We start from the raw sequence: 23,109 nt of genomic DNA, 5'->3' as shown, positions 1-23,109 counted from the left end.
GTACCTTGCCCGCATGGAAATGTTCACCACGTCCCTCGACTGGGGCAGTGAGCTCGTCACCTCACTGATCTGGATCGCCAAGGCGTGGGCGATGGCCGCGGCGGGCACTCTGCTCGTGCTCGTCCTGCTCGGCAGGTTCACCTCCTGGGGCCGCCAGTTCTGGCGCATCACCGGCGCCTACTTCACCGGGCGCGAGTCGGTGAAGGTCTGGGCGTGGCTCGGGGCGATCCTGCTGTCGGTGATCGCCGGGGTCCGGCTCGACGTGCTGTTCAGCTTCCAGGGCAACGACATGATGACCGGCGCCCAGGTGGCGGTGCAGGGGTTGTCCAGTGGCAATGAAGCGATCGCCGAGTCCGGTCGCGACGGTTTCTGGGCCGCACTGTGGCTGTTCGCTCTGCTCGCCACGATCCACGTCGCGCGGGTGATGCTCGACCTGTACATGATGCAGCGCTTCATGCTTGCCTGGCGGACCTGGCTGACCGACCGGCTGACCTCGGACTGGCTCGACGGCAAGGCCTATTACCGCAGCCGGTTCATCGATGACACCATCGACAACCCGGATCAGCGCATCCAGGCAGATATCGACATCTTCACCACCAACGTCGGCCCGCTGCCCAACACGCCCAACAACACCAGCGGTTCCACCCTGCTGTTCGGTGCCATCACGGCGATCGTCTCGGTGATTTCGTTCACCACGATTCTGTGGAACCTCTCCGGCGATCTGGAGGTCTTCGGTGCCACCGTGCCGCGCGCGATGTTCCTGATCGCTTTCCTTTACGTGTTCATCGCCACGGTTATCGCGTTCTGGATCGGCCGCCCGATCATCCGGCTGAGCTTCGACAACGAGAAGTACAACGCCGCGTTCCGATACGCACTGGTCCGCCTGCGCGACGCCTCGGAGTCGGTGGCCTTCTACCGCGGCGAGGTCGCCGAGCGGGTGCAGTTGCGCAAGCGTTTCGAGCCGATCGTGTCGAACTATCAGCGCTTCATCAATCGGTCGGTCGGGTTCTACGGCTGGAACTTGACCATCAGCCAGATCATCAACCCGCTGCCCTGGGTCGTTCAGGCACCGCGCCTGTTCAACGGAAGCATCCAGCTAGGCGATGTCTCCCAGACCGGTTCGGCGTTCGGCCAGATCCAGACGTCGCTGTCGTTCTTCCGTAACTCCTATGACGCCTTCGCCGGCTGGCGGGCCTCGATCATCCGTCTGCACGGACTGGTGATCGCCAACGAGGAAGGCCGCGCGCTCCCCGAGCTGAACGTCGAACCCTGCGGCAGCTGCCCGGTCGAGCTGCACGATATCGACGTGCACACCCCCACCGGTGAGGTGCTCATCGACGGTCTGAACTTCGAGATGTATCCGGGTGACACCCTGATCATCACCGGCCAGTCCGGCACCGGCAAGACCACCCTGTTGCGCAGCCTCGCTCAGCTGTGGCCATACACCACCGGCACGTTGCGCTGCCCCGCCGGCATCAACGAGACCATGTTTCTGTCCCAGATGCCGTATGTGCCACTCGGTGATCTGCGGGCCGTGGTGTCCTATCCGAAGGGGCCCGACGTACTCTCGGATTCCGAGCTGCGGGTCGCCCTGGACAAGGTCTCGCTACCGCAGTGCGCGAGGCGCCTGGACGAGCTGGCCGACTGGGCCAAGGTGCTCTCACCGGGCGAGCAGCAGCGCATCGCCTTCGCGCGGGTGCTGCTGACCAAACCGCGGGTGGTGTTCTTCGACGAGGCCACCTCCGCGCTGGACGAGGGGCTGGAGTACAGCATGTACGACCTGGTGCGCCGCGAACTGCCGGACACCATCCTGGTCAGCGTGACCCACCGCAGCACCGTCGGCCAGCACCATGAGCGGCATCTGCACCTGCTCGGCGGCGGTAACTGGGTCCTCGGCGATGTCGACGATGACATCGACAAGCCCGCCAAGGACCCCGAGCCGAGCTAGCCGCTGCGCCTGCCGGCGTGCTCTCCCGCCCGTCGCCCGAAAAAGGATCCCTCACCGAGCTGCACACCGCTGGCGTATCCCTTACCGTCTCGGGCGATGTTGGAGGCGCATGCCCCCGCGGCGTACAGCCCGGGCACGGGACTGCCGTCGGCGCGCAGCACCTCACCGTCGATCGACACCGTCAACCCACCCATGGTGAAACCGGAGTACATCGCCACCCCGAGCGTCAGGTCGAAGGCGGCCCATGGGCCGGCGTCCTGCGCCGCGATGTACTCGGGTTGCTTGTGAAAGTCGGGGTCGGTTCCGCTCGCGGCGTTCTCGTTGTACCGCTGCAACGATGCGGCCAGCTTGCCTTCCGGGATGCCGAGCGCCGACTCCATTTCCGCGATGGTCTCCCAACCGTCGATGAATTTGATCAGCGGCATCTCCGGCATCTGCATATGCGCCTCGTCGACGACGAGGTATGCGGTCTGATCCGGTTGTTCGAGGACGAACGCCGAGGTACGCGAATGGTAGGAGTCCTCGGCGACGAACCGCTGCCCGTCCTTGTTGACGATGATCCCGGTCAACAGGATCTCCGGCGGGTAGGCCGCAGCGGTGATGAACAGCTGATCGAGGTTCCTGGCGACCCCGCCGGCCGACACCCCGAGCCGGATGCCCAGCCCGTCGTCGTTGGGGTTGCCCAGGATGTAGGGCGCCACCATGCCGTGGTGTTTGGTCTTGCGTTCCTGGCCGAGCGCCGGCGTGTACTGGGCGACCATGTCGGGATTCATCGCGAACCCACCCGCGGCGATGACCACCGACTTCGCTTTGACCGCACCGGTTTCGGTGAAGTGTTTCCAGTTCACCCCGACAACGGCGCCGTCGCTCACGATGAGGTTGGTGGCCCCGGTCTCGTAGCGGATCTGCACGCCGAGTTCGGCGGCACGCTTGAGTAGCAGTTCGATGACCATGTTGGCGCCACCGAGTTCGCCGGGCACCGGCACGGAGTGACCGCGCGGTGCGGGCTTGGCCTGCTCGATGAACGGCCACACCTTCTCGTTGCCGGTGTAGGACAGCCCCTGGGTGCCCGGCGGCACCACCACCTTGCCCGGGTAGTAGCTGCGCTCGAACTGAAATCCCAGTGACTCAAGCCAATTGAAGTGCTCGACGCTGCCGTCACAGTAGGCGCGGATCTTGTCCAGCTCGGGATCCTCGGTCACCGCGACGAGGTACTTGTACATTTCGTCTGCGGTGTCGGGGTGTCCGGTGGCCTCCTGCACGGCGGTACCACCGCCGAGATAGAAGTGGCCGCCGGCCATCGAGGTGGTGCCGCCGGCTGCGGCGGCGCGTTCCAGCACCAGTACCCGGGCGCCGGACGCGGCGGCCGATACCGCCGCACATCCCCCGGCGATACCGAAACCGATGACCACGACGTCGACGTCGTCGGACCAAGCCGTCGCTTCGGCGACGGCCATGGTGTCCGGGATCTGTTGCAGTGTCATATCTCTCACTTCTGCTCGTTCTTGATGTGGTCGAAAACGGCCTGGATATCGGGCGGGATGTAGGCGATCTCGATGAACGGCACCCCGGCGCCGGCGGCGCTGACATAGGCGAAACGCATCCCGCCGGGCAGCACGCCCTGCATGACGACCGATGCGCCACCGGCGCATGCATCGTGCAGCGCGGTGTCGAACGCGGCCTCGTCGGCGGCGGCCATGCAGATGTGGTGCAGACCGGGGCCGGAGGTTGCCAGGAAATCGGCGTAGACGTTCGCACCGCCGACCGGGGCGATCAGCTCGAGCTGCATGTCACCTGCGTAGCTCAGGGAGATGTCGGCGGTGAAATCGGCGGGCCGACCGCGATAGGTGCAACTGTCCGGACCGAAGTGAACACCGGGCATGCGGACCCACTTCTTGGCCCCGAGCAACGCGGACAGGGTCTGCTCGGTGGCGTCGAGGTCGCGGGTCACCCAGGCAACCTGGACAGGTGTCTGATTCAGCATCGCCAGTGAGGATATCGCCACCGCGCCGCGATGGCTAGAACGTGTTCTAGTTTTTCCCGGTGTCCGGCCACGAATCGCCGATTGACGAGGCGAGGGCCTGCACCAACAACCGGATCTGCCCGTCAAAGACCACCTCGGGCGCCGAGAGCGTGTCCGGGCCGTACTGGCCGAACACCTCCAGGCTGATCGCCCCCACCAGCGCCGCCCACACCAGGAAGCACTGCAGTAGCACCGGATCGCCACCGGCGAAACCGAACTCCGCTCGCACCCGGTTCAGGTCATCCGATACAGGTTGCGGTGCAGTACCTTTGGGGTTGGGCACCGCACCGTCGCGAATACCGTCGGCGATGACCGCGAACAGGGCGCCGACGACCCGCGTACCGGGGCCGACCGTCAATTCCGCCGGGGCGCGATAGCCGGGCACCGGACTGCCGTAGAGCAGCGCCCAGCGCGCCGGCTGCCCGACGGCCCACCGGCGCGCGGCATGCGCCATCGCCATCAGCCGCGCCGCCCAGTCGCCGGGCACCGCCGCGGCCGCGGCGTCCACCGTGTCGGCCAGTTCGGTGTAGGCGTCGACCAGCAACAGGGTCAGCAGATCGTCACGGCTGGCGACATAGCGGTAGACCGCGGAGGACACCAGGCCGATCTCGCGGGCGATGGCACGCAGCGACAGCCCCGCCGCCCCGTCGGTGACCAGGTGGCGCCGGCCCACCTCGATGATCTGCGCCTCGGTCCGGTCGCGCGCCTGCTGCCTCTTGCCCACCGGCCCAGTGTGCCAGAAAAGAGAACACTGCTCTTGAATTTCGGGGCGCGGCATGCCACGCTTCATCAAAGAGCAGTGCTCTCTAAGTGAAGGGAATGCCATGACCACGCGCTACGACCAGCCGAACCGGGCCGCCCGGGCCTTCAACGAGGTGATCCGGCAGTTGGCCGAACTGGGAATCGAAATAGCCGGCAGCCGAGCACTGCGGGTGCGGGGCCGAACGACGGGACAGTGGCGGTCGGTGGTGGTGAACGTACTCACCGTCGACGGTCGCGACTATGTCGTCTCACCGCGCGGCAACACCCAATGGGTGCGCAATGCCCGGGCCGCGGGAACCGTGGAGACCGGCCCGCGCTGGCACCGGCGCCGGGCGAGCGTCCGGGAGGTTCCCGATGCGGCCAAGCCGGAACTCATCCGGCGTTATCTGGACAGGTGGTACTGGGAGGTCAAGGGTCACTCGGGCGGGTTGACGCCCGTATCGACCGACTCGGAGGTGAAAGAGATCGCCGCCTCGATACCGGTGTTCGAACTGGCCGGCTGAGTCGCGACGGCCTCACGGATCCGTTGGCCGGTGGATTGCCAGGAGACCGCCGTCGGGGCGCCGCCCCAGGTGCTGTTGAACAGTCCGACGATCGCCGCCCGGCCGTCCGGGGTGAGGGTGTAGACCGGGCCGCCGGAGTCGCCCTTCTGGCTGACCACGCCGTTGCCCATGGTGAACCAGCCGTTGTTGACCACCGCGACGGTGCCACAGCTCTCTCCGGTGACGACGCCGAAGTGACAGACCTGCTGACCGGGTTGGCTCACCGCGTGCGCCTCGTCGATCACGAGCGCCCGTCCGCCGGGCAGCACCGAATTGATCTGCACGTCGTCGGCCAGCGTGATGGCGCCCCAATCGGCGATCTGATGATCGCCGGTGACGGTCGCGCCGTCGGGGGTGTTGTCGTCGAACAGCGCCATCGCGCCGATGACATTGCCCGCCCGGTCGGTGACCGGGCCGTCACCGCGGCAGTGCCCCGCGGTGAACGCGGCGCGGGCCACCGGATCGACGAAGCCCAGCGTGCACAGCGTGCTGCCCTGCCGGATCTCCATCCCCGGATACACCGTCACCCCCGGCTCGGAGCTTGCCGCGGGGGCGACGGCCAACGTCATCGCCATCGCCGGCGCCGCCGCCATCAGTCCCAGGAAAAGGCGTGCACGCATCGAGCCCTCCGATCCTCCACCCCACACAGGAATCGACGCTACCGGGGTGCTGAGAGGTGAATCGGATAACGGATAGATCTCGTTACATCACAGTTCTCGTAACGACTCGCGTGTCACACGTGCAACACGTGGAGCGAAAGTTCTACGGGATCGTCAGCACCTGACCCGGGTGGATCAGGTCCGGGTTGGCGACGCCGCTGGCGTCGGCGATGCGCTGATACTGGTTACCGTCGCCGTAGAAGCGCTCCGAGATCGCCCACAGCGTGTCCCCGGACACCGCCGTGTAGGTGCGCGGGGCCGGCGGAGCGGGTGGCGGCGGTGCGGCAGCCTCGGCCGCCGGTGCGGGTTCCTCGGCGGCGGCGAGCTCGACCTCCGGCTCGGCGGCCGGCGGGGGTGGCGTCGGCGCGGGCGTGGCTTCGGTCGTTTCCGTACCCGAGGCCCAGGCGACCCCGTCGAAACCGTAGAGCACGAGATTGCGGTCGTCCTGGATGATCAGCCGGACATCCTTGGCGCCCTTGGTGTCGGTGTGCCAGACCGGCTTGTCGGGTGTGTAGAGCACGAAGTTGCCGTCGTCCTGGACCTCGGCCCTGACCACGTTCTGGCCGTTGGTCTCCGTCGACCACACCGCGGTGTCACCGCTGTAGAGCACCAGGTTGCCGTCATCCTGCAGGACCACGGAAAAGGCCCCGTTCTTGGACGTCAGCGACTCCCCCGGTCCGAGCTTCCCGCCCTTCTGAAGTCTGTCACCCATGTCGCTCTCCCCTTTCGACAATTGATATGCCGAGCCTAGTGATCTCGGGAGCTCCGGTATCCGGTTCTGCTCGCCGAAGCCGAACGCTCGGCGAACATTTGGTGCGAGACGATCAGGAGTCGAAACCCAGGCCCAGCGTGTCCAGGGTCTTCAAAAGCACATTGCGCTTGCCCGCGGAGTGGTCGGCGCGATCCAGCGACCAGCGGGTGGCCTGAATCCCCACGCTGGCAACCGGTTCCGGCGGGAACGGCAATGGCCGCTTGCGGACCATCTCCAACTCGGTGCGCGGCGTGGCTGCACCGTCGAGCAGATCCAGGCAGACGTCTGCGGCGAACCGGGTGGCCCCGACTCCGAGGCCGGTGAACCCGTTGACGTAGGCGACGCGGCCGCGGTGGGCGGTCCCCCAGTGCGCGCAGAATCTGGTGTTGGTGTCGATCGCCCCTGCCCAGCGGTGGCTGAACCGGATGTCGTCGAGTTGCGGGAAGGTGATGAAGAAATGCTCGGCCAACTTGCGGTATGTCTGCTGCCGGTCCTCGTACACGGCATCGACGCGCCGCCCGAAGTAGTACACGGCGTCGTAGCCGCCCCACACCACGCGGTTGTCCGCGGTCAGCCGGTAGTAGTGGAACTGGTTCGCACAGTCGCCGACGCCCTGCCGGTTCCGCCAGCCGATCCGGTCCAGCTGATCGGCGGTCAGCGGCTCAGTGGACAGCACGTAGTCATACACCGGCACTGTGTACCAACGGTTCCGGCGCACCAGGCTGGGATACACGTTGGTCGCCAGCACCACCTGATTGGCGTTCACCACGGCAGTCTCGGCGCCCACCCGCAGACCGCTGCCCGACGCCTGCACCGAGACCGCCCGGGTGTGCTCGTGGATCTGCACGCCGGCCTCGCGACACGCCCGCGCCAGCTCGACCGCGAGCTTGGCCGGGTGCACGATCGCACAGGTGTCTGGCTCGAACAGTCCCGCCCGATAGGTCGGCGACGCAACCTCGGCACGCACCTGCTCCTGATCCAGGAAACGGCCTTCCCCGGCCGCTGCGGATTCGGCCAGCCAGTCGACCTGGTGTGGTTCGGTGGCCACCGACAGCATGCCGGTTCGTTGCCACTCCACGTCGAGCTCGAGCCGTTCGATATCGGCAGCCATGCCGTCGAGGTTCTCCATGCCCATCGCCTGCAGCGTGTCGAACTCGTCGGCCCAGCGCGACTTTCCGTTCTCGGCGCCATGGGTGAGGCTGGCGTCGACGAAACCGCCGTTGCGCCCCGAAGCCGCCCAACCGATCCGGTTCGCCTCGATCAACACGATCTTGCGGCCCGGATTGCGCTCGGCGGCGTGCAGGGCCGCCCACAAACCGGTGTAGCCACCGCCGATGACCAGCAGGTCGCAACTCACCGCCCCGGTCAGCGCGGCATGTTCGGGCCGCCGGATGTCGAGCCACATCGGCGCGAACGCGCTTGCGGCAAGCGAACGTTCGACGAGTGCGGGGTCGACGTGGGCATCGAAAACGGTCTTCACAGCATGAGACTACGGGGTCTGCGGGTCTTGCGAGCAGACTTCAGCCCGCACTGCTGGACACCGTGCGCCCGGCCTCCCGGGGTGCCCAGCCGGGCGGCCCGAACGCGTAGCCGAACTTGTCGCGCCAGCGCCTTGCGCCCCGGACATCCCGGCCGATCGCGACGTATTCGTGGGTCTGCAGCTTCCAGATGTTGAAGGTGTCGACCTGTTTGGTCAGCCCGTAGTGCGGCCGGAACAACTCATCCTGATAAGTCCCGAAGATCCTGTCCCACAGGATGAAGATCCCCGCGTAGTTCTTGTCCAGATACTCCGGATCCATGCCGTGGTGCACCCGGTGATGCGACGGTGTGTTGAACACGAACTCGACGGGCCGCCACAGCCGGTCGATTCGCTCGGTGTGCACCCAGAACTGGTAGATCAGGTTGACCGAGAAACTCGCGAACACCATCCACGGCGGCACCCCGAGCAGCGGCAGCGGAATCCACATCAGGATCTCTCCGCTGTTGTTCCACTTCTGCCGGAGCGCAGTGGCGAAGTTGAAATACTGACTGGAGTGGTGCGCCTGGTGCGTCGCCCAGATGAGCCGGACCCGGTGCGCGACCCGGTGATACGCGTAGAACAACAGGTCGACGCCGACCAGCGCGATCACCCACGTGTACCACTGGTCCGACGGCAGATGCCACGGCGCCAGGTAGGCATAGATCGCCGCATAGCCCAACAGCGCCAACACTTTCCAGCCGGCGGTGGTGACCACCGAGACCAGCCCCATCGACAGGCTCGCCCAGGCGTCGCGGCGGTGATAGGCCCCGGCCGGGGTACGGTCGGCGGGCTCAAGGTGGGCCAGCTTGCGCGCGGCGGTCCACTCCAGCACCAACAGCAGCAGGAAGAACGGGATGGCGAAGAGCACCGGGTCCCGCATCTGCGGTGGCAGCGCGTCGAGCACCCTCAGCAACGCATCCATGGCGGTGAGCCTAATCGCCGCGTTCGGCAACCGATGCCGAGCCGCACACACCCATGACGGTCATCGGAAGCTCAGCACTTCGGCGCCCCATGTCGCGCGCTGCACATGGTCGGGATCGTCGGCCAGCACGTCCTCGGCGCCGATCAGCAGGGTGGCCCGATCGTCGTCGCGGTACGGGCGCCAGACCGGGTCCGCCGGTCCCGCGGCGGGCTCGGCACCCGCGGCGAAACCGGTCCAGCGGGCCCGCATACGGCGCGAGACCGCCTTACCGGTCGCCAGGCCGCCCAGCTTGAAGGTCGGGTCCTTCGGTCCGGCAACCAGATTGCCCCACACATACGGCAGCTCGGTGGCGTGCGCACCGCCCAGGCGCAGCGCCCGCAACATCGGGGTGGCCCAGTCGAATCGGTACATGTAGACCGGCGCGACCCGGTTGTGTCCCTCGGCGAACCAGATCGAGGGCATCCGGAAGCCGACGTCGCGGGCCACGCCCATCCCCGGCTTCTTCCCGCGGCCACGGTAGACGGACCCGATCTCGGACTGACTGGGGATCTGCAGACCGGGCTGCTCGGCGGCGATCGCGGTGAACATGTCCGTGATGGCCTGCGGGGTGATCGGCAGCAGAGGCGACTTCATCCAGCGGAACAGAGCCGCCTCGTGCTCATTGGTCCCGATGATCAGCGGTACCGGCAGCGTGCGCCCGGCCCGCGCCAGTTGCACCGGGTAGTCGGGCACCAGGTCGCCGTCCACGATCGGCACGAACGCCAGCGTCCCGGGTGCACGCGCCGGCACGTCGTTGAACAGGTGTTTGGAGGCCGCCACCACGGCGGCCACCGGCAGGGTGGGCAGCTGTCCGGCGTCGCGGGCCGACATGCCCAACTCGGTGAGGAACTCCTCGGCGATCCGCCGACCCCGGGTCTGGTCGTAGACCGAGGTGACCGGTGAGCTCTGGGCGATGGCACGGTGGAACAGCCCGGCGGCGGCCGGGCTGCCCAGCAGCGTCGTGACGATGCCGCCGCCGGCAGATTCCCCGAACAGCGTGACGCGGTCCGGGTCACCGCCGAATCCGGCGATGTTGTCGCGCACCCACTGCAGGGCGAACAGCACATCGCGCAGGCCGTTGTTGGTGTCGAAGGCATCCCCGAACGAGGACAGGTCGAGGAAGCCGAACGCGCCGAGGCGGTAGTTGATGGTCACCACGACGACGTCATCGCCGACGGCCAGTTCCCTGCCGTGGTAGAGCGGCTGAGCACCCGACCCCAGCACGTAGGCCCCGCCGTGCACCCACACCAGTACCGGCTTGTTGTCCGACCCACTCACCGGTTCCCCGTCGCTGCGTGCGCCCCCACAGGGAACCCACACGTTGAGGGTGAGGCAGTCCTCGCCCTGTGGGGCGCCCAGATCGAGCGGGATCCGCGGGTCGGTCGGCTGCGGGCACACCGGGCCCACTTCGGTGGCGTCGGCCGGTTCGGTCCACGGCGCCGGAGGTTGCGGAGCCCGCCAGCGCAGGTCACCGGTCGGCGGTGCGGCGTAGCGGATGCCCAGCCATGCCGAGACGGTGCCGTCGCTGATCCCGCGGACGGGTCCGTTGCTGGTATCGACGATGAGCGAGTCGTTCATGTTCAGTCCTACCTTCCGTTGTTCCACGGTACGCATGCGTTCCAGACGGCGCTGAGACTCTGGTCGAATGAGACGCGGCGTGGTGCCTTCCCTCGATGACCTCTTCGAACCCGGCAGACCATGCCGGCCTGATCGCGGCTAGGCTGCCGCGATGCGAAAGTGGGGGCTGCTGAGTGCGGCGATCGCCACGGAAGTCACCGGCACCCTGTCCCTGCGGGCCTCTCAGGACCACTGGGCCTGGCTGATCGTCGTGGCGGTCGGCTACATCTCGTCCTTCATCCTGATGGCGGCCGTACTGCGGGCGGGAATGCCGGTCGGGGTGGCCTACGGCATCTGGGGCGCCATCGGCACCGCGGTCACCGCACTCGCCGCCTCGGTGATCTTCGGTGAGGCCTTCACCTGGCCATTGGCGGCGGGTATCGCGTTGATCATCGCCGGGGTGCTGCTGGTCGAGTTCGGTTCGCACGAGCGCACACCCGAGGCGCCCGCATGATGTGGCTGGCGTTGGCCGGGGCGATCGGCATGGAGGTGCTGGCGACGCTGTCCCTGCGGGCCTCCGACGGATTCCGCCGCAGGGCGTGGATCGCGCCGGTGGCCGCCGGGTACCTGGTGTCCTTCTATCTGTTGTGGTTGTCGTTGTCGCTCGGCATGCCGGTCGGTGTCGCCTACGGCATCTGGACCGCATGCGGGGTGGCACTGGTGGCCATCGCCGCACGATTCCTGTTCCACGATCCGCTGACCTGGCGGATGCTGGCCGGGATCGGATTGATCATCGCCGGAGTCCTCACGATCGAGATGGGCGGTGCCGCCCACTGAGCACACCGGGACAGCAGGCGAGCAACGCCACCAACAGCCCCGCCGCCGGGACCAGCAGCAGCCCGGCCCGCAGCCCCGCAGCGTCCGCGATCAGGCCGACCACCGGTGGGGACGCCACGAACCCGAGGCGCATCAACCAGGCCACCGCGGTCAGCCCGGTCCCCGGCCGCAGCCCCGGCAGCCGATCGGCGCCGTGCATGGCGGCCGGCACCAGGGTGGCCACCCCCAGACCCACCGCCGCGAAACCGGCAATGGTCCCCGGCACACTCGGAAGCGCCAACGCCGCACCCATGCCTGCGGCGATCACCAGACCGCCGGACAATGTCACCGCGCGTTCCCCGAACCGGTCCACCAGCCGATCGCCGGTGAGCCGTCCGATGAACATGGCGCCCATCAGCGCCACGTAACCGGACACCGCGACCGCGGGCGGCGCCCCGACACCGTCGCGCATGTAGAGGGTGGCCCAGGTGCTCCCGGCATCCTCGATCACCGCACCGGCGATGGCCATCGCGATCAGCGCCGCCAGCACGGCGTAGACGGCGAGACCCGCACGGAACCCCGACCCGGTAGGCGATGTCTCGCCCTCGGCGCGATCGGGCCCGGGCAGCAGGAACGGATACGCGGCGAGCGCCACCGCCGCGAACAGCGCCGCCGAGATGGCCAGGTGAGGTCCCCGGTCGATGCCCAGCGCGATGGCGCCCGCCCCCATCATCCCGCCCAGGATCGCACCGGCGGCCCACACCGCGTGCAGCGAGTTGATGATGGACCGCCCGTAGCGCTGCTGGACGCGCAGACCGTGCGCGTTCTGCGCCACATCGGTGACCGCATCGCAGGCCCCGCCCAGGAAAAGGGCGGCCGCCAGCACGGCCGGGCCGCTCGCATAGCCGGCGACCACGAGCAGCACGGCCAGCATCACCGTCGAGCTGACCGCGGCACGCGCCGAGCCGAGCCGGCGGATGACCATGCCCGCGGCCAGACCGGCGACCAACGCACCGGTGGGGAAGGCGGCCGCGACGGCGCCGTACTCGGCATTGGTCAACGCAAGATCGGTCTTGATCTCGGGGTAGCGGGGCAACAGATTGGCGAACACCGCGCCGTTGGTGAGGAACAGGGCGCCGACCGCGACCCGGGCCCGCCGGTCCCGCACGGTGTCGATCGGTCCGGAAACCATGCCCGCAGACAGTACTGGTCGCTGGGCGGACAGCGATGCGCCGGCGGATCCGGCAAGATTGCGGGCATGACCGAACTTGCCGACCTCGCACAGCGGTACGGGGTGGCGACCGATTTCATCGACTGGCGGGGGCACCGGGTTCCGGTCCCGGAGCACACCCTGATCGGGGTGCTGGCCTCGCTCGGCGTGCCGGCCGGCTCCGCGGCCGAACGCGACGAGGCCGCCCGCAACCACGACCGTGAGCACTGGGGTTTCACCCTGCCCCCGACCGTCGTGGCGCGTTGCGGCACCGCGTCCTCGTTCTGGGTGCACGTCACCCACGGCGACCCGGTCGGGCTGTGGATCCGACTGGAGGACGGATCGGTGCGCACCGGGCTACGCCAGCTCGAAAACAACCGTCCCCCATATGATCTGGACGGCAGGCTGATCGGGGAAGCCACTTTCGAACTACCCGCGGACCTCCCACCCGGTTATCACCGGCTGCACGCTCAGGCCGGCCAGCTCGACATCAGCACCACCCTCATCGTCGCGCCCGCCACGCTGGCCGCGCCGACCACACGGCAATGGGGCCTGGCCGCCCAGCTGTACAGCGTCACCTCCGAAAATTCCTGGGGCACCGGCGATCTGACCGATCTGACCGACCTGGCGGTCTGGTCAGCAGCCCGGCACGGTGCGGGGTTCATCCTGGTGAACCCGCTGCACGCCGCCGCGCCGGTCGCGCCGATGGAACCGTCGCCCTACCTGCCGACCTCCCGCCGGTTCGTCAACCCGCTCTACCTGCGGGTCGAGGCCGTCCCCGAATACGCCCACCTGCGCAAGCGCGGGCCGCTGCGCAAGGCCCGCGCCGATCTCGCCGCCCGCGCGCGCCGGCACGACGGGATCGACCGCGACGCCGCGTGGAAGGTCAAGCGGGCCGCCCTCAAGCAGCTGTACCGGGTACCGCGCTCGGCGGGCCGCGAACTCGCCTACGCCGCATTCCTGGACCGTGCCGGACGCAGCCTCGACGACTTCGCCGTCTGGTGCGCGCTGGCCGAGGTGCACGGCTCGGACTGGCACCGCTGGCCCGAGCCGCTGACCCATCCGGATGCCCCGGCCGTCGCGGAGTTCGCCGCCGGCCACGCCGAGGCCGTGGACTTCCACCGCTGGCTGCAGTGGCTGCTGGACGACCAACTGACAGCGGCGCAGGCCACGGCGATCCAGGCCGGGATGTCGCTGGGCATCATGCACGACCTGGCGGTCGGGGTGGATCCCAACGGCGCCGACTCCTGGGCGCTGCAGGACGTGCTGGCCCTCGGCGTCAGTGCCGGCGCGCCACCGGACGAGTACAACCAGCTCGGCCAGAACTGGTCCCAACCCCCGTGGCGGCCCGATCAGCTGGAGAAGTCCGGGTACGCGCCGTTCCGCGCGCTGGTCGAGGCGGTGCTGCGGCACGCGGGCGGCGTGCGCATCGACCACATCATCGGACTGTTCCGGCTGTGGTGGATCCCCCAGGGCGCCGCGCCGACCGAGGGCACCTACGTGCGGTACGACCACGACGCGCTGATCGGCATCGTGGCGCTGGAGGCGATGCGTGCCGGTGCGGTCGTGGTCGGCGAGGACCTGGGCACCGTCGAGCCGTGGGTGCGTGACTACCTGAGCGAACGCGGACTGTTCGGCACCTCCATCCTGTGGTTCGAACGTGACCGCGAGTGGGGGCAACCGGACAAGCCCCTGCCCGCCAACCGGTGGCGGGAGGCCTGCCTGTCCTCGGTGACCACCCACGATCTGCCGCCCACGGCCGGATATCTGGCCGGCGAGCACATCCGGTTGCGGGAGGAACTGGGCCTGCTGACCCGGCCGGCCGAGGAGGAACTCGCCGCCGACCGCGCCGAGCAGGCGGCCTGGCTGGCAGAGCTGCAGCGGCTCGGGCTCGTCGGCGCGGACCCCGGTATCGACGAGATGATCCGCGGTCTGTACGCCTACTTGGGGCGTACACCGTCCAAGCTGCTTGCCTTGGCGCTGCCCGACGCGGTCGGCGATGTCCGGGCCCAGAATCAGCCGGGCACCACCGATGAGTACCCGAATTGGCGGGTGCCGCTGGCCGGCCCGGACGGCCGACGGCTGCGCGTCGAGGACATCTTCGCCGACCCGCGCGCCAACGCGCTGGCCGAAGTAATGAAAAGCCAGGTACGGACGATGGAAACGTGACTGGAGTTTCTACAGGTGCGGTTCTGCGATATGTTCGCACCGCACCGCGACACCCGGAGGGCACGTGAACAAGAAGCTCATCGCGCTAGGCCTCGGCACCAGCGCCGCAGCACTGGCGGCACTGATCACTGCCGGCACCGCCAGCTCGGATCCGGCTGCGGAGAGCCCTTACAACGTCGTCGGCGAACCCTACGGCCGCGCGGTGCAGATCCTGGCCGGCGCCGGCATGAAGGCCACCTTCGGCGGCGCCGTGGGCAGCGATATGCAGCAGAGCCTCTGCGTCGTGGAGAAGCAGAAATTCACCAGCAACGGACGCGTGCAGCTGATGCTCAACTGCACCCAGGCGGCCTTCGACGAGGCCGGCCTGAACAGGTCGAGCGGTTCCGGTCCCGGTGGGCGCACCATCGGCGCCAACGGCATCACCACCGTGACGCCCACGCCGGTGCCCCCGCCGGGTGCAGGGGTTCCGACCTCGCCCGCACCTGTGCCTCCGCCGGCAGGCTGAGTCCGCCGTCTAATATTCGCCCATGCCACTGGCAGCCGGAGCGAACTTTGCGGGGTACACCGTTGTCCGATGCCTGGGCACCGGAGGGATGGGTGAGGTCTACCTCGCCCAGCACCCCCGCCTCCCCCGCCAGGACGCGCTGAAGGTTCTGCGCGCCGGTGTCTCGGCCGATGACGAGTACCGGCAGCGGTTCGAACGCGAGGCCGATATCGCCGCGACGCTGTGGCATCCCCATATCGTCGGCGTGCACGATCGCGGCGAGCACGACGGTCAGTTGTGGATCGCGATGGACTACGTGCCGGGCACCGACACCGCCCGGTTCGTGCGCGAACACCATCGGAAGGGCCTGCCGGCGAAATACGTGGCCGAGATCGTCAGCGCGGTCGCCGACGCGCTGGACTATGCGCATCAACGCGGCCTGCTGCATCGCGATGTGAAACCCGCCAACATCCTGCTCTCCGACACGCAGTCCGCCGATCGCCGGATCCTGCTGGCCGACTTCGGCATTGCCCGGTGGTCCGATGACGTCAGCGGCCTGACCGCGACCAATATGACGGTCGGCACGGTGTCCTATGCCGCGCCCGAACAGCTGATGGGCAACACCGTGGACGGCCGCGCCGATCAGTACGCGCTCGCCGCCACCGCCTACGAGCTGCTCACCGGCAGGCCGCCGTTCCAGAACTCCAATCCGGCGGTGGTCATCAGCCAGCACCTGTCGGCGCTGCCTCCGGCAATCGGGGACCACCGCCCCGAATTGGCCCACCTGGACCCGGTGTTCGCCAAGGCGTTGGCCAAGGACCCTGCCGACCGGTTCGACCGGTGCGCCGATTTCGCGCGGGCGCTCGGACATCAACTCGAAGGCGACACCCTCGGACTGACGCAGAGCGCCGCGGCGAGCGCACCCGCGGGCCATGCACGCCGGTCACGCACATTGATCGCCGTCGTCGCCGTGCTCGCGGTGATGCTGTGCGCCGCCGTGGCGGCGGCCGTCTTCGAGCTCAACCGCGCCGACGACGAGCGCCCCACCGCCGCGCCGCCCCCGTCGTCGACGGCTCGTTCCGCCGCGCCGGTGACGCCCTCCGCGCAATCCTCGACGGCGGTCACCACCGTCACGACGTCGGACACCTCGGGGGCCACGCCGCCCGTGGTCATCGGGGCAGACTGTCTGCCGGAGGGCAGCACCGCGGTCACCGCGGCGGGAGCAACGGCCTACTGCTCGTCGATTCAGGACACCGACGCCACCGTGTGGTCGCTGACGCCGGGCGCGGTGCCCATTCCGACGGTCACCACCGACCCCGGCGACGAACCGCTGCCGGCCGCCGAGGAGTCTCCGGTGCGGGTGTGCATGCAGCAGACCGGGCAGACCCGCCGCGAATGCCGTGAGCAGATCCGCCAGAGCAACGGGCTACCCTGAGCTACCCGCGGTGATCCAGCTGTTCCAGCAGTAGATCCAGCAGTGGCCGTTGACCTTTCAGCAGTTTGTCACGCGCCTCCACCACACCGAACCAGCCGACCCGGTCCAGCTCCGGATACTCCCGGAACGTCCCGGACCCTTTGGGCCACTCGAGGGTGAACGTGTTGCTCACCGCGTCCCGCACATCCAGATCTGCCTGCACCGCGAATACCGTGACCACCTTGCCGCTGGGCTGCCGCAGGGGTGCGAACGCAATCCGCGGTCCATCCGGCGGCGGCAGACCGACCTCCTCGGCGAACTCGCGCCGGGCCGCCGTCCACGCATCCTCGGTGTCGTCGTATTCGCCCTTGGGAATCGTCCAGGCCCCGTCGTCCTTGCGTGCCCAGAACGGGCCTCCCGGGTGACCGATCAGCACCTCGGGAATGCCCTCGACGATGCGGTACACCAACAGCCCAGCACTCAATCGCGGCATACCGCAGGTTAATACGCGGTGAACGTCACATATACGTCAGGGTGCTCCGGTGGAATTCGCCGCCGCGATCGCCTGTTGAACCGGGAATAGCAGCGAAAGAAGGCAGTTGGCCATGAGGGCAAGAGGTCTCCGGACCCCGCGCGCACACATCGGTACCGCGCTCGGAGTAGCACTGGGGGGTCTGTCGATCGGACTCGCCACCCCCGCTCACGCGGCCCCGGAAGGACCCGACACCGTCGACGAAACCGTTGTTGAGCAGGCACGTCAAGGCAGCGTCGTGGTGGTTGATCGATGGGGGCCGGTCGCCTTGAACCGGAGCAAGATGTCGGGCGTGGGACCCGGCCTTGCTCCCCTTGAGCTGAACAGGTCCATCGTTCTGATCGACGCCGGCTGACGACACGGTGTGGCCGAGCACACACCGCGCAGCGCGGAACCCGTTCTGCCCATTACAGTCTGATCCGTGGCCGACCACCGGTACCGCAGATACGTGGCTGTGGGCGACAGCCAGACCGAAGGGCTCTGGGACCTCGATGATGCGGGAGCCTTGATCGGCTTCGCCGACCGGCTGGCGCGGATGATCGATGCGCACTCCCCCGGGCTGCGCTACGCAAATCTCGCCATCCGCGGTAAGCGGGTGCGCGATGTGCTGGATGTGCAGCTGCCACAGGCGTTGTCGATGCAGCCGGATCTGATCACGGTGTGCGTCGGGATGAACGACGTGACCCGTCCGGGGCGCAAGTTCCGGCAGGCGCTCGTCGACCTCGACGAATTGCACCGACGGCTGGCGTCATCGGGGGCGACCGTCGTGACGACGACGTTTCCCGACATCACTCGCATCCTGCCGGCCGGGCGGCTGCTGGTGCCGCGGGTGCTGGAGATCAACGACGTCATCCGCGCGGCGGCGACCGACCACGGTTTCCGGCTCGTCGATCTGTACTACGCCGAATCGATGACCGACCCCGAGGTGTGGAGCCCGGACCGGGTGCACGGTTCCCGCAACGGTCATCTGCTGTTCGCCGCGGCGGCCGCGGAGGCACTGGGTCTGCCTGGCAGCAACCATGATTGGGCGCTGGCCGGCGCAGGCGTCACGGACCATCAGACGTTCCGGTCCCGGATGTACTCACAGCTGCTGTGGACGCAGAACATGTTCATGCCGTGGATCTGGCGGCACTTGCGCGGACGGGGCGCCGGGCACGGGCGGGTACCACGCCACCCGGAACTGGCTCCGGTGTCAGCGCGCACCGAAGCCCAATAACCGCGTGACGGGCTCAGCAGCCCGATGGTCGCGCGGGGAGCTCAGAAGCCCAGTACGTCGAACCCGAACACCTTGCCGTCACCGATACCGGCCACCGCGGCCGGGCAGAAAGCCGAGATCGCGAGCCCGGTGAACATGGTGGCCGGTCCCAGTGGCATGCCCGCGGTATCGGCGACCCGGGCCGCGACGTCGGCGACGTTCTGACCGGGCTCGGACAGCATCGGGCACACCGACTGCCCCAGTGCCGCGTTGTCGACCATGTTCGGGGCAGTCACCCCGGCCTGGTCGACGGCGTTGAGGAAGCTGTCGGTGACGGAGTCCGCGCCGGCCGGCGCGGCGACGGCCAGCGCGGCGGTCGCCGCGGTCAGGGTGGACAGCAGGCACAGCGAGATACGACGCATGGGTGGCAATTCTACGGTGCTCAGATCCCGGCCCAGCCCGCGTCGATCTGGGCGGCGACGTCGATGATCCTGGCCTGCCGCGCGCCGGGGCTGTCGATCTCGCCGACCACGTGCGCGGCGATGAACCGTTTGATCTCGGCGTCGATACCGGCGAGCACCCGCAGCGCCTCGGCCCGCAGTGTCCCCGACGTCACGTGAATCGAGATGTCTCGGGGTCCCGGTTTGTCGACGTCGATGATCAGCAGGAGCGGGTCGGCGGCCCGCGCCGCCGCCTGCAGCGCGATCTCACCGAACACCATGAATCGTGGCCGGTCGATCCGCAGGTCGATCACCATGTTGATCTCCAGCGGGATGCGGATGTCGAAGGTGATGGTCGGGCCGACGTGCCGGGTGACCCGCGGCGCCTGGATGCGCACCCTGGCGGTGACCTTGGCGATGCCGCCGGGACCCTGGCCCATCGGCCCCATCTCGAACTCGTCCCCGGCGATCGCGCCGATCGCGTCCGCGACGCGCTTCTCCGAGACCGCGACTTCGAAGAACCGCCGGCCGAAATCCTCGTAGCTCAGGTACTGCGGTGTGTTTCCGGCGGCAGACCCGGGGGAAGAACTGTCCATGGTGGATACCACCGTCTCATGTCGCCGCGTCGCCGCGATCCCCCGGCTGGGCTTCTACCCCGCCTCGACGAACAACCGCAACCGCTGCACCCGGCTCGGCCGCGAGCCGACATCGGCGATCAGGATCGCATCGCCGCCGGGTCCGGTGACACTGACGGCGACATGGCGGCCGGCCACGATCGTGGTGCGGCGCCGCGCACCGTTGAGCGCCGCCACCAGTTCGGTGGGCCTCAGCCGGTCGTCGTCGCCCGCGGTGATGTCGACGTCGGGTCCCAGCACCCGCTTCACCGCGACCTCGTTGCCTGCGCAGGCATCGTCGATCAGCTGTGCGATGAGACGCTTGCCGCGCGGGCCGGCACCGACCGCCCCGGACATGAATCCGGCCGTCCCCGACGGCCCCTGATTGGTCAGCAGCGCGCGGGTCAGCTGTAGCGCGGCGGGGACCGCGGCGGGTCCGTTGCGGGCGAACTGCCATGCCATCGCCGGCAGCTCCCAGTACGCCTGCAACCGGGCGATGCGCAGCTCGTCGGGGCTTGCGGCCGTGTGCACGTCGTAGCGCAGGATGGCCGGGATGTGCATCGTCACCGCAGAGCCCATCGCCACCTCGAGCACGAGGTCGCGCAGCACCGTGTGGCCGTGGACGATGTCGACCGCACGGTGGAAGGTGATGTCCCGCGGGCCGATGAAGGTGTCGTAGAACCTCTCGATCTCGGCATGCCCGACATGAGGACGCGAACCGACCGGGTCCTGGACCTTGCCGTCTCCGGCGAACAGCCCGACCCAGCCGGCCCGATCATGGGCGCCGGCCGCTGCCGGCGAGCGCTCCACCGTTGCCAGAACCGCACTTCGTGTTAAGGACATATCCTTGGTTACCACCCCTGCGTGAAGGAGGACGGCGATGAGCCAGAACGGGCCGTTCGGTATCGACCCCGAAGAGTTTGACAGGCTCGCCCGCGAAGCCGGCGAGGGGCTGCGCGACGCGCTGGACCGGTTCGGCAAGCGTGCAGGCTGGTCCACCCTGATCGACCAGTTCACCAGCCAGGCCCAGCCCACCCGGCCCGAGACCACCGGTGACACCGGCGACGGCGTGTGGGCGATCTACAGCGTCGATGCCGCCGGCGGAGCCCACATCGAAGAGGTGTACCCGAGCGAGCTGGATGCGCTGCGGGCGAACAAGAACAACACCGACCCGTCCCGCCGCGTCCGTTTCCTGCCGTACGGGATCGCGGTCAGTGTGCTCGACGCGCCCGAATAGCCCCGCGCGGAGCGTCCGCACCACTAAACTTTGCCGCGGTACGGGCAGGACCTGGCAAAGGGTGGGACATGATTCGTGAACTGACGGTTGCTGTATCGATCGCGGCCGCTGCGCTGAGCTTTGCCGCGCCCGCCGCGGCCGATGACGAGTCGGGCCGCTACCCGACCGATGTGCCCGGGATGAACTATCACGCCGCGCTCGGCGCGCCGTGCGACAACACCCAGCTGTTCACCTTCGGGCGCGGCCGCGGTGGGCAGGCGATGAAGTGCAGCTGGATCCCCAACCAGTGGCCGCCCGTCTACACCGGCTTCTGGACGATCTCCTATCCACTGCACGGTGTGCAGGAGACCGGTGCGCCGTGCTCGGTGGCCAAGGGCGCCGCACAGACACCCGACGGTCGCCCCATGCTCTGTCGGGGCGCGCAGGGCTGGCAGCCCGGGGTGCTGACCGGAGACGGGTTCTTCCCGGCCTGAGCCGGCGGCTCAGCTGCCGATCGACACGCGGGAGCTCAGCGGACCGCGGCGTCTTTTCGGGACCCGCGGGATGCGCCGGACTGACTAAACTCGACCATACGCATATTCGATCAATGTATGGTCTGTTGTCATGAGTGGCGTGACCTTCGACCTGTCCTCGGTATTCCGCACGGTGGCCGGTGCCATCGGCGAACAGACCTTTCTGGTCTGGCGGGACCGCCGATTCAGTTATGCGGAGTTCGATGCCCGGGTCGACGGGTTCGCCCATTTCCTGGCCTCGGCTGGGTTGGGCTGCCACACCGAACGCGACGCCCTCGACGGCCACGAGTCCGGACAGGACCACCTCGGCATCTACCTGCGGAACGGCAACGAGTACCTGGAGTCGATGATCGGCGCGTACCGCGCTCGGGTCGCGCCGTTCAACGTGAGCTACCGCTACGTCGAGGAAGAACTCGTCTACCTGCTCAATGATTCAAAGGCCCGTGCGCTGATCTACAACGCCGAGTTCGCACCCCGGGTGGCTGCGATCCGTGACCGCGTCCCGCATCTGCAGGTGCTGGTTCAGGTCTCCGACGAATCCGGCAACGAGCTCCTGCCCGGCGCCGTGGATTACGAGGCGATCCTGAGTACGCCGGCACCGGCCGGCGGGCTTCCCGCCGCGTCCGGTGATGACCTGTACATTCTCTATACCGGCGGCACCACCGGCATGCCCAAGGGCGTGTTGTGGCGCCAGCACGACATCTTCCTGTCCTCCATGGGCGGGCGTCCGTTCGGCAGCAATCAGGCCCTGACCTCTCACGAGGAACTCGCCGAGAAGGCCCGCGCCGGCGCGGGCGCCATGTCGATGCTGATGATTCCGCCGTTCATGCACGGCGCCGCGCAGTGGGCGGCTTACAACGCGATCACCATGGGCGGCCGGCTGGTCATCCCCGACGATGTGGAGCGGTTGCGTCCCGCCGAGGTGCTGCGCCTCGCCGAACGTGAACGGGTACTGACGATTCCGGTCGTCGGCGATGCGGTGGCCCGGCCGCTGGTCGAAGAGATCGAGAAGGGCGACTACGACCTGTCCGGGCTGCTCACCATCACCAACGGCGGCGCCGCCCTCTCGCCGACGGTGCGTGAGCGCATCCTGAGCGCCCTGCCGCACCTGATGCTGCTCGACGCCGTCGGTGCCTCGGAATCCGGTGCCCAGTTGAGCACCTTCTCCACCGCCGGCGGCGAGACGACGGCGGCCGTCTTCGACGCCCAGTCCGATACCGCGGTCGTCGCCGAGGACTTCAGCCGGGTGCTGGCACCCGGCGAGGGTGGCGGCTGGCTTGCGCGCCGTGATCTGATCCCGCTGGGCTATCTCGGCGATCCGGACAAGACTGCCCGCACCTTCCCCACCATCGACGGGGTGCGCTGGTCGGTACCGGGTGACCGGGCAAACGTCTTGGCGGACGGCAGGATTGAGCTGCTGGGCCGCGATTCGGTGACCATCAATTCCGGTGGCGAGAAAATCTTCGTCGAAGAGGTGGAACGTGCCATCGCCGCGCACCCGGCCGTCTACGACGTCGTGGTGGTGGGCAGACCGTCGGAACGCTGGGGCTCGGAGGTGGTGGCAGTCGTGCAACTCGCCGAGGGCGCCAGCGCCGACGACGAGGACCTGGCCGCAGTGTGCGGGCAGTCGGTGGCGCGCTACAAGATTCCGAAAGCCTTTATCCGCCAGCCGAAAATCGTGCGCTCACCGGCCGGCAAGGCCGATTATCGGTGGGCCAAGGCGGTCGCCGGCGGCGAGGCCGTGCCCGCGAGCTGATCCTGCGC

24 protein-coding genes are annotated in these 23,109 nt (G+C 68.3%); 11 read left to right on the top strand and 13 right to left on the bottom strand.

The window, feature by feature from the left end; genetic code table 11:
• Positions 1-13 precede the first annotated feature (13 nt).
• Positions 14-1,948: an ABC transporter ATP-binding protein/permease gene (locus EXE63_RS28155; protein WP_168144658.1), complete on the top strand. Its 1,935-nt coding sequence runs from the start codon at positions 14-16 to the stop codon at positions 1,946-1,948.
• Here EXE63_RS28155 and EXE63_RS28150 read toward each other — a convergent pair.
• From EXE63_RS28150 to EXE63_RS28140, 3 genes are read right to left on the bottom strand one after another with little or no spacing between them, the layout of a single operon-like run.
• Positions 1,945-3,432 (bottom strand): FAD-binding protein, encoded by a 1,488-nt coding sequence (locus EXE63_RS28150; protein WP_168144657.1) that lies wholly within the window; start codon positions 3,430-3,432, stop codon positions 1,945-1,947. The two genes, EXE63_RS28155 and EXE63_RS28150, sit on opposite strands and share 4 nt — an antisense overlap.
• A 5-nt stretch (positions 3,433-3,437) precedes the next feature.
• Complete coding sequence (locus EXE63_RS28145; protein WP_168144656.1) at positions 3,438-3,932, bottom strand: VOC family protein; 495 nt, start codon at positions 3,930-3,932, stop codon at positions 3,438-3,440.
• A gap of 46 nt (positions 3,933-3,978) precedes the next feature.
• Positions 3,979-4,695 (bottom strand): TetR/AcrR family transcriptional regulator, encoded by a 717-nt coding sequence (locus EXE63_RS28140; protein WP_168144655.1) that lies wholly within the window; start codon positions 4,693-4,695, stop codon positions 3,979-3,981.
• A gap of 100 nt (positions 4,696-4,795) precedes the next feature.
• Here EXE63_RS28140 and EXE63_RS28135 point away from each other — a divergent pair, with 100 nt between their 5' ends.
• A complete protein-coding gene (locus EXE63_RS28135; protein ID WP_168144654.1) occupies positions 4,796-5,236 on the top strand; it encodes a nitroreductase/quinone reductase family protein in 441 nt (146 codons plus the stop codon).
• Here the strand turns inward: EXE63_RS28135 and EXE63_RS28130 are convergent.
• The 5 genes from EXE63_RS28130 to EXE63_RS28110 form a co-directional block, all read right to left on the bottom strand.
• A complete protein-coding gene (locus EXE63_RS28130; protein ID WP_436277726.1) occupies positions 5,149-5,895 on the bottom strand; it encodes an Rv1815 family serine proteinase in 747 nt (248 codons plus the stop codon). The genes EXE63_RS28135 and EXE63_RS28130 overlap by 88 nt on opposite strands.
• Positions 5,896-6,037: 142 nt before the next feature.
• The gene (locus EXE63_RS28125; protein ID WP_168144653.1) at positions 6,038-6,646 is read right to left on the bottom strand and encodes a LysM peptidoglycan-binding domain-containing protein; all 609 of its coding nucleotides are present in this window, start codon (positions 6,644-6,646) and stop codon (positions 6,038-6,040) included.
• A 112-nt stretch (positions 6,647-6,758) separates the two neighbouring features.
• Positions 6,759-8,165 carry an NAD(P)/FAD-dependent oxidoreductase gene (locus tag EXE63_RS28120; protein ID WP_168144652.1) on the bottom strand — a complete coding sequence of 469 codons (1,407 nt, stop codon included), beginning with the start codon at positions 8,163-8,165 and terminating at the stop codon, positions 6,759-6,761.
• 40 nt (positions 8,166-8,205) lie between these two features.
• On the bottom strand, positions 8,206-9,126 hold the full coding sequence (locus EXE63_RS28115) for a sterol desaturase family protein (RefSeq protein ID WP_168144651.1): 921 nt from the start codon (positions 9,124-9,126) through the stop codon (positions 8,206-8,208).
• A 60-nt stretch (positions 9,127-9,186) separates the two neighbouring features.
• Positions 9,187-10,743, bottom strand: a complete 1,557-nt coding sequence (locus EXE63_RS28110; RefSeq protein WP_234904295.1) for a carboxylesterase/lipase family protein — start codon at positions 10,741-10,743, stop codon at positions 9,187-9,189.
• 151 nt (positions 10,744-10,894) lie between these two features.
• Between EXE63_RS28110 and EXE63_RS28105 the strand changes: the two genes are divergently transcribed.
• Positions 10,895-11,236 carry a DMT family transporter gene (locus EXE63_RS28105; protein WP_168144649.1) on the top strand — a complete coding sequence of 114 codons (342 nt, stop codon included), beginning with the start codon at positions 10,895-10,897 and terminating at the stop codon, positions 11,234-11,236.
• Positions 11,236-11,559: a DMT family transporter gene (locus EXE63_RS28100; RefSeq protein ID WP_168145820.1), complete on the top strand. Its 324-nt coding sequence runs from the start codon at positions 11,236-11,238 to the stop codon at positions 11,557-11,559. Before EXE63_RS28105 ends, EXE63_RS28100 begins: the two co-directional genes overlap by 1 nt.
• On the opposite strand, the gene EXE63_RS28095 is transcribed toward EXE63_RS28100, so the two are convergent.
• Entirely contained in the window at positions 11,528-12,730 is a 1,203-nt protein-coding gene (locus tag EXE63_RS28095; RefSeq protein WP_168144648.1) for an MFS transporter, read from the bottom strand. The genes EXE63_RS28100 and EXE63_RS28095 overlap by 32 nt on opposite strands.
• A 66-nt stretch (positions 12,731-12,796) precedes the next feature.
• On the opposite strand from EXE63_RS28095, the gene malQ reads away from it, so the two are divergent.
• From malQ to EXE63_RS28080, 3 genes are all read left to right on the top strand, one after another.
• Positions 12,797-14,917, top strand: a complete 2,121-nt coding sequence (gene malQ / locus EXE63_RS28090; protein ID WP_168144647.1) for a 4-alpha-glucanotransferase — start codon at positions 12,797-12,799, stop codon at positions 14,915-14,917.
• A 64-nt stretch (positions 14,918-14,981) separates the two neighbouring features.
• Complete coding sequence (locus EXE63_RS28085; protein ID WP_210000083.1) at positions 14,982-15,422, top strand: hypothetical protein; 441 nt, start codon at positions 14,982-14,984, stop codon at positions 15,420-15,422.
• A gap of 22 nt (positions 15,423-15,444) precedes the next feature.
• Positions 15,445-16,836, top strand: a complete 1,392-nt coding sequence (locus tag EXE63_RS28080; RefSeq protein WP_168144646.1) for a serine/threonine-protein kinase — start codon at positions 15,445-15,447, stop codon at positions 16,834-16,836.
• A gap of 1 nt (position 16,837) precedes the next feature.
• Here EXE63_RS28080 and EXE63_RS28075 read toward each other — a convergent pair whose 3' ends face one another.
• Positions 16,838-17,308, bottom strand: coding sequence for an NUDIX hydrolase (locus EXE63_RS28075; protein WP_168144645.1), 471 nt, complete (start codon positions 17,306-17,308; stop codon positions 16,838-16,840).
• 460 nt (positions 17,309-17,768) lie between these two features.
• On the opposite strand from EXE63_RS28075, the gene EXE63_RS28070 reads away from it, so the two are divergent.
• Positions 17,769-18,563 carry an SGNH/GDSL hydrolase family protein gene (locus EXE63_RS28070; protein WP_168144644.1) on the top strand — a complete coding sequence of 265 codons (795 nt, stop codon included), beginning with the start codon at positions 17,769-17,771 and terminating at the stop codon, positions 18,561-18,563.
• 41 nt (positions 18,564-18,604) lie between these two features.
• On the opposite strand, the gene EXE63_RS28065 is transcribed toward EXE63_RS28070, so the two are convergent.
• Genes EXE63_RS28065 through EXE63_RS28055 form a run of 3 tightly spaced genes read right to left on the bottom strand, consistent with a single transcriptional unit; the run spans position 18,605 to position 20,439 of the window.
• Positions 18,605-18,964, bottom strand: a complete 360-nt coding sequence (locus tag EXE63_RS28065; RefSeq protein WP_168144643.1) for a DUF732 domain-containing protein — start codon at positions 18,962-18,964, stop codon at positions 18,605-18,607.
• 20 nt (positions 18,965-18,984) lie between these two features.
• On the bottom strand, positions 18,985-19,578 hold the full coding sequence (locus EXE63_RS28060) for a hypothetical protein (protein WP_168144642.1): 594 nt from the start codon (positions 19,576-19,578) through the stop codon (positions 18,985-18,987).
• Between the two features lie 54 nt (positions 19,579-19,632).
• Complete coding sequence (locus EXE63_RS28055; RefSeq protein WP_168144641.1) at positions 19,633-20,439, bottom strand: ketosteroid isomerase family protein; 807 nt, start codon at positions 20,437-20,439, stop codon at positions 19,633-19,635.
• A gap of 37 nt (positions 20,440-20,476) precedes the next feature.
• On the opposite strand from EXE63_RS28055, the gene EXE63_RS28050 reads away from it, so the two are divergent.
• The 3 genes from EXE63_RS28050 (at position 20,477) to EXE63_RS28040 (ending at position 23,101) form a co-directional block, all read left to right on the top strand.
• Positions 20,477-20,833, top strand: a complete 357-nt coding sequence (locus EXE63_RS28050) for an Rv0313 family protein (RefSeq protein ID WP_168144640.1) — start codon at positions 20,477-20,479, stop codon at positions 20,831-20,833.
• A 68-nt stretch (positions 20,834-20,901) separates the two neighbouring features.
• Entirely contained in the window at positions 20,902-21,306 is a 405-nt protein-coding gene (locus EXE63_RS28045) for a hypothetical protein (protein WP_168144639.1), read from the top strand.
• Between the two features lie 130 nt (positions 21,307-21,436).
• A complete protein-coding gene (locus EXE63_RS28040) occupies positions 21,437-23,101 on the top strand; it encodes an acyl-CoA synthetase (RefSeq protein WP_168144638.1) in 1,665 nt (554 codons plus the stop codon).
• Positions 23,102-23,109: the final 8 nt, after the last annotated feature.

The sequence above is a fragment of the Mycolicibacterium frederiksbergense genome (assembly GCF_012223425.1).
GTDB classification, from domain to species: Bacteria; Actinomycetota; Actinomycetes; order Mycobacteriales; family Mycobacteriaceae; genus Mycobacterium; species Mycobacterium frederiksbergense.
This window is presented reverse-complemented; position numbering and strand designations above follow the sequence as displayed.

Bases quoted from the DNA above. Each gene is read 5' to 3' on its own strand.
- EXE63_RS28155 (WP_168144658.1), top strand. From the start codon at position 14: ATGGAAATGTTCACCACGTCCCTCGACTGGGGCAGTGAGCTCGTCACC.
- EXE63_RS28150 (WP_168144657.1), bottom strand. From the start codon at position 3,432: ATGACACTGCAACAGATCCCGGACACCATGGCCGTCGCCGAAGCGACG.
- EXE63_RS28145 (WP_168144656.1), bottom strand. From the start codon at position 3,932: ATGCTGAATCAGACACCTGTCCAGGTTGCCTGGGTGACCCGCGACCTC.
- EXE63_RS28135 (WP_168144654.1), top strand. From the start codon at position 4,796: ATGACCACGCGCTACGACCAGCCGAACCGGGCCGCCCGGGCCTTCAAC.
- EXE63_RS28130 (WP_436277726.1), bottom strand. From the start codon at position 5,895: ATGCGTGCACGCCTTTTCCTGGGACTGATGGCGGCGGCGCCGGCGATG.
- EXE63_RS28125 (WP_168144653.1), bottom strand. From the start codon at position 6,646: ATGGGTGACAGACTTCAGAAGGGCGGGAAGCTCGGACCGGGGGAGTCG.
- EXE63_RS28115 (WP_168144651.1), bottom strand. From the start codon at position 9,126: ATGGATGCGTTGCTGAGGGTGCTCGACGCGCTGCCACCGCAGATGCGG.
- EXE63_RS28110 (WP_234904295.1), bottom strand. From the start codon at position 10,743: ATGAACGACTCGCTCATCGTCGATACCAGCAACGGACCCGTCCGCGGG.
- EXE63_RS28105 (WP_168144649.1), top strand. From the start codon at position 10,895: ATGCGAAAGTGGGGGCTGCTGAGTGCGGCGATCGCCACGGAAGTCACC.
- EXE63_RS28100 (WP_168145820.1), top strand. From the start codon at position 11,236: ATGTGGCTGGCGTTGGCCGGGGCGATCGGCATGGAGGTGCTGGCGACG.
- EXE63_RS28095 (WP_168144648.1), bottom strand. From the start codon at position 12,730: ATGGTTTCCGGACCGATCGACACCGTGCGGGACCGGCGGGCCCGGGTC.
- malQ (WP_168144647.1), top strand. From the start codon at position 12,797: ATGACCGAACTTGCCGACCTCGCACAGCGGTACGGGGTGGCGACCGAT.
- EXE63_RS28080 (WP_168144646.1), top strand. From the start codon at position 15,445: ATGCCACTGGCAGCCGGAGCGAACTTTGCGGGGTACACCGTTGTCCGA.
- EXE63_RS28075 (WP_168144645.1), bottom strand. From the start codon at position 17,308: ATGCCGCGATTGAGTGCTGGGCTGTTGGTGTACCGCATCGTCGAGGGC.
- EXE63_RS28065 (WP_168144643.1), bottom strand. From the start codon at position 18,964: ATGCGTCGTATCTCGCTGTGCCTGCTGTCCACCCTGACCGCGGCGACC.
- EXE63_RS28060 (WP_168144642.1), bottom strand. From the start codon at position 19,578: ATGGACAGTTCTTCCCCCGGGTCTGCCGCCGGAAACACACCGCAGTAC.
- EXE63_RS28055 (WP_168144641.1), bottom strand. From the start codon at position 20,439: ATGTCCTTAACACGAAGTGCGGTTCTGGCAACGGTGGAGCGCTCGCCG.
- EXE63_RS28050 (WP_168144640.1), top strand. From the start codon at position 20,477: ATGAGCCAGAACGGGCCGTTCGGTATCGACCCCGAAGAGTTTGACAGG.
- EXE63_RS28045 (WP_168144639.1), top strand. From the start codon at position 20,902: ATGATTCGTGAACTGACGGTTGCTGTATCGATCGCGGCCGCTGCGCTG.
- EXE63_RS28040 (WP_168144638.1), top strand. From the start codon at position 21,437: ATGAGTGGCGTGACCTTCGACCTGTCCTCGGTATTCCGCACGGTGGCC.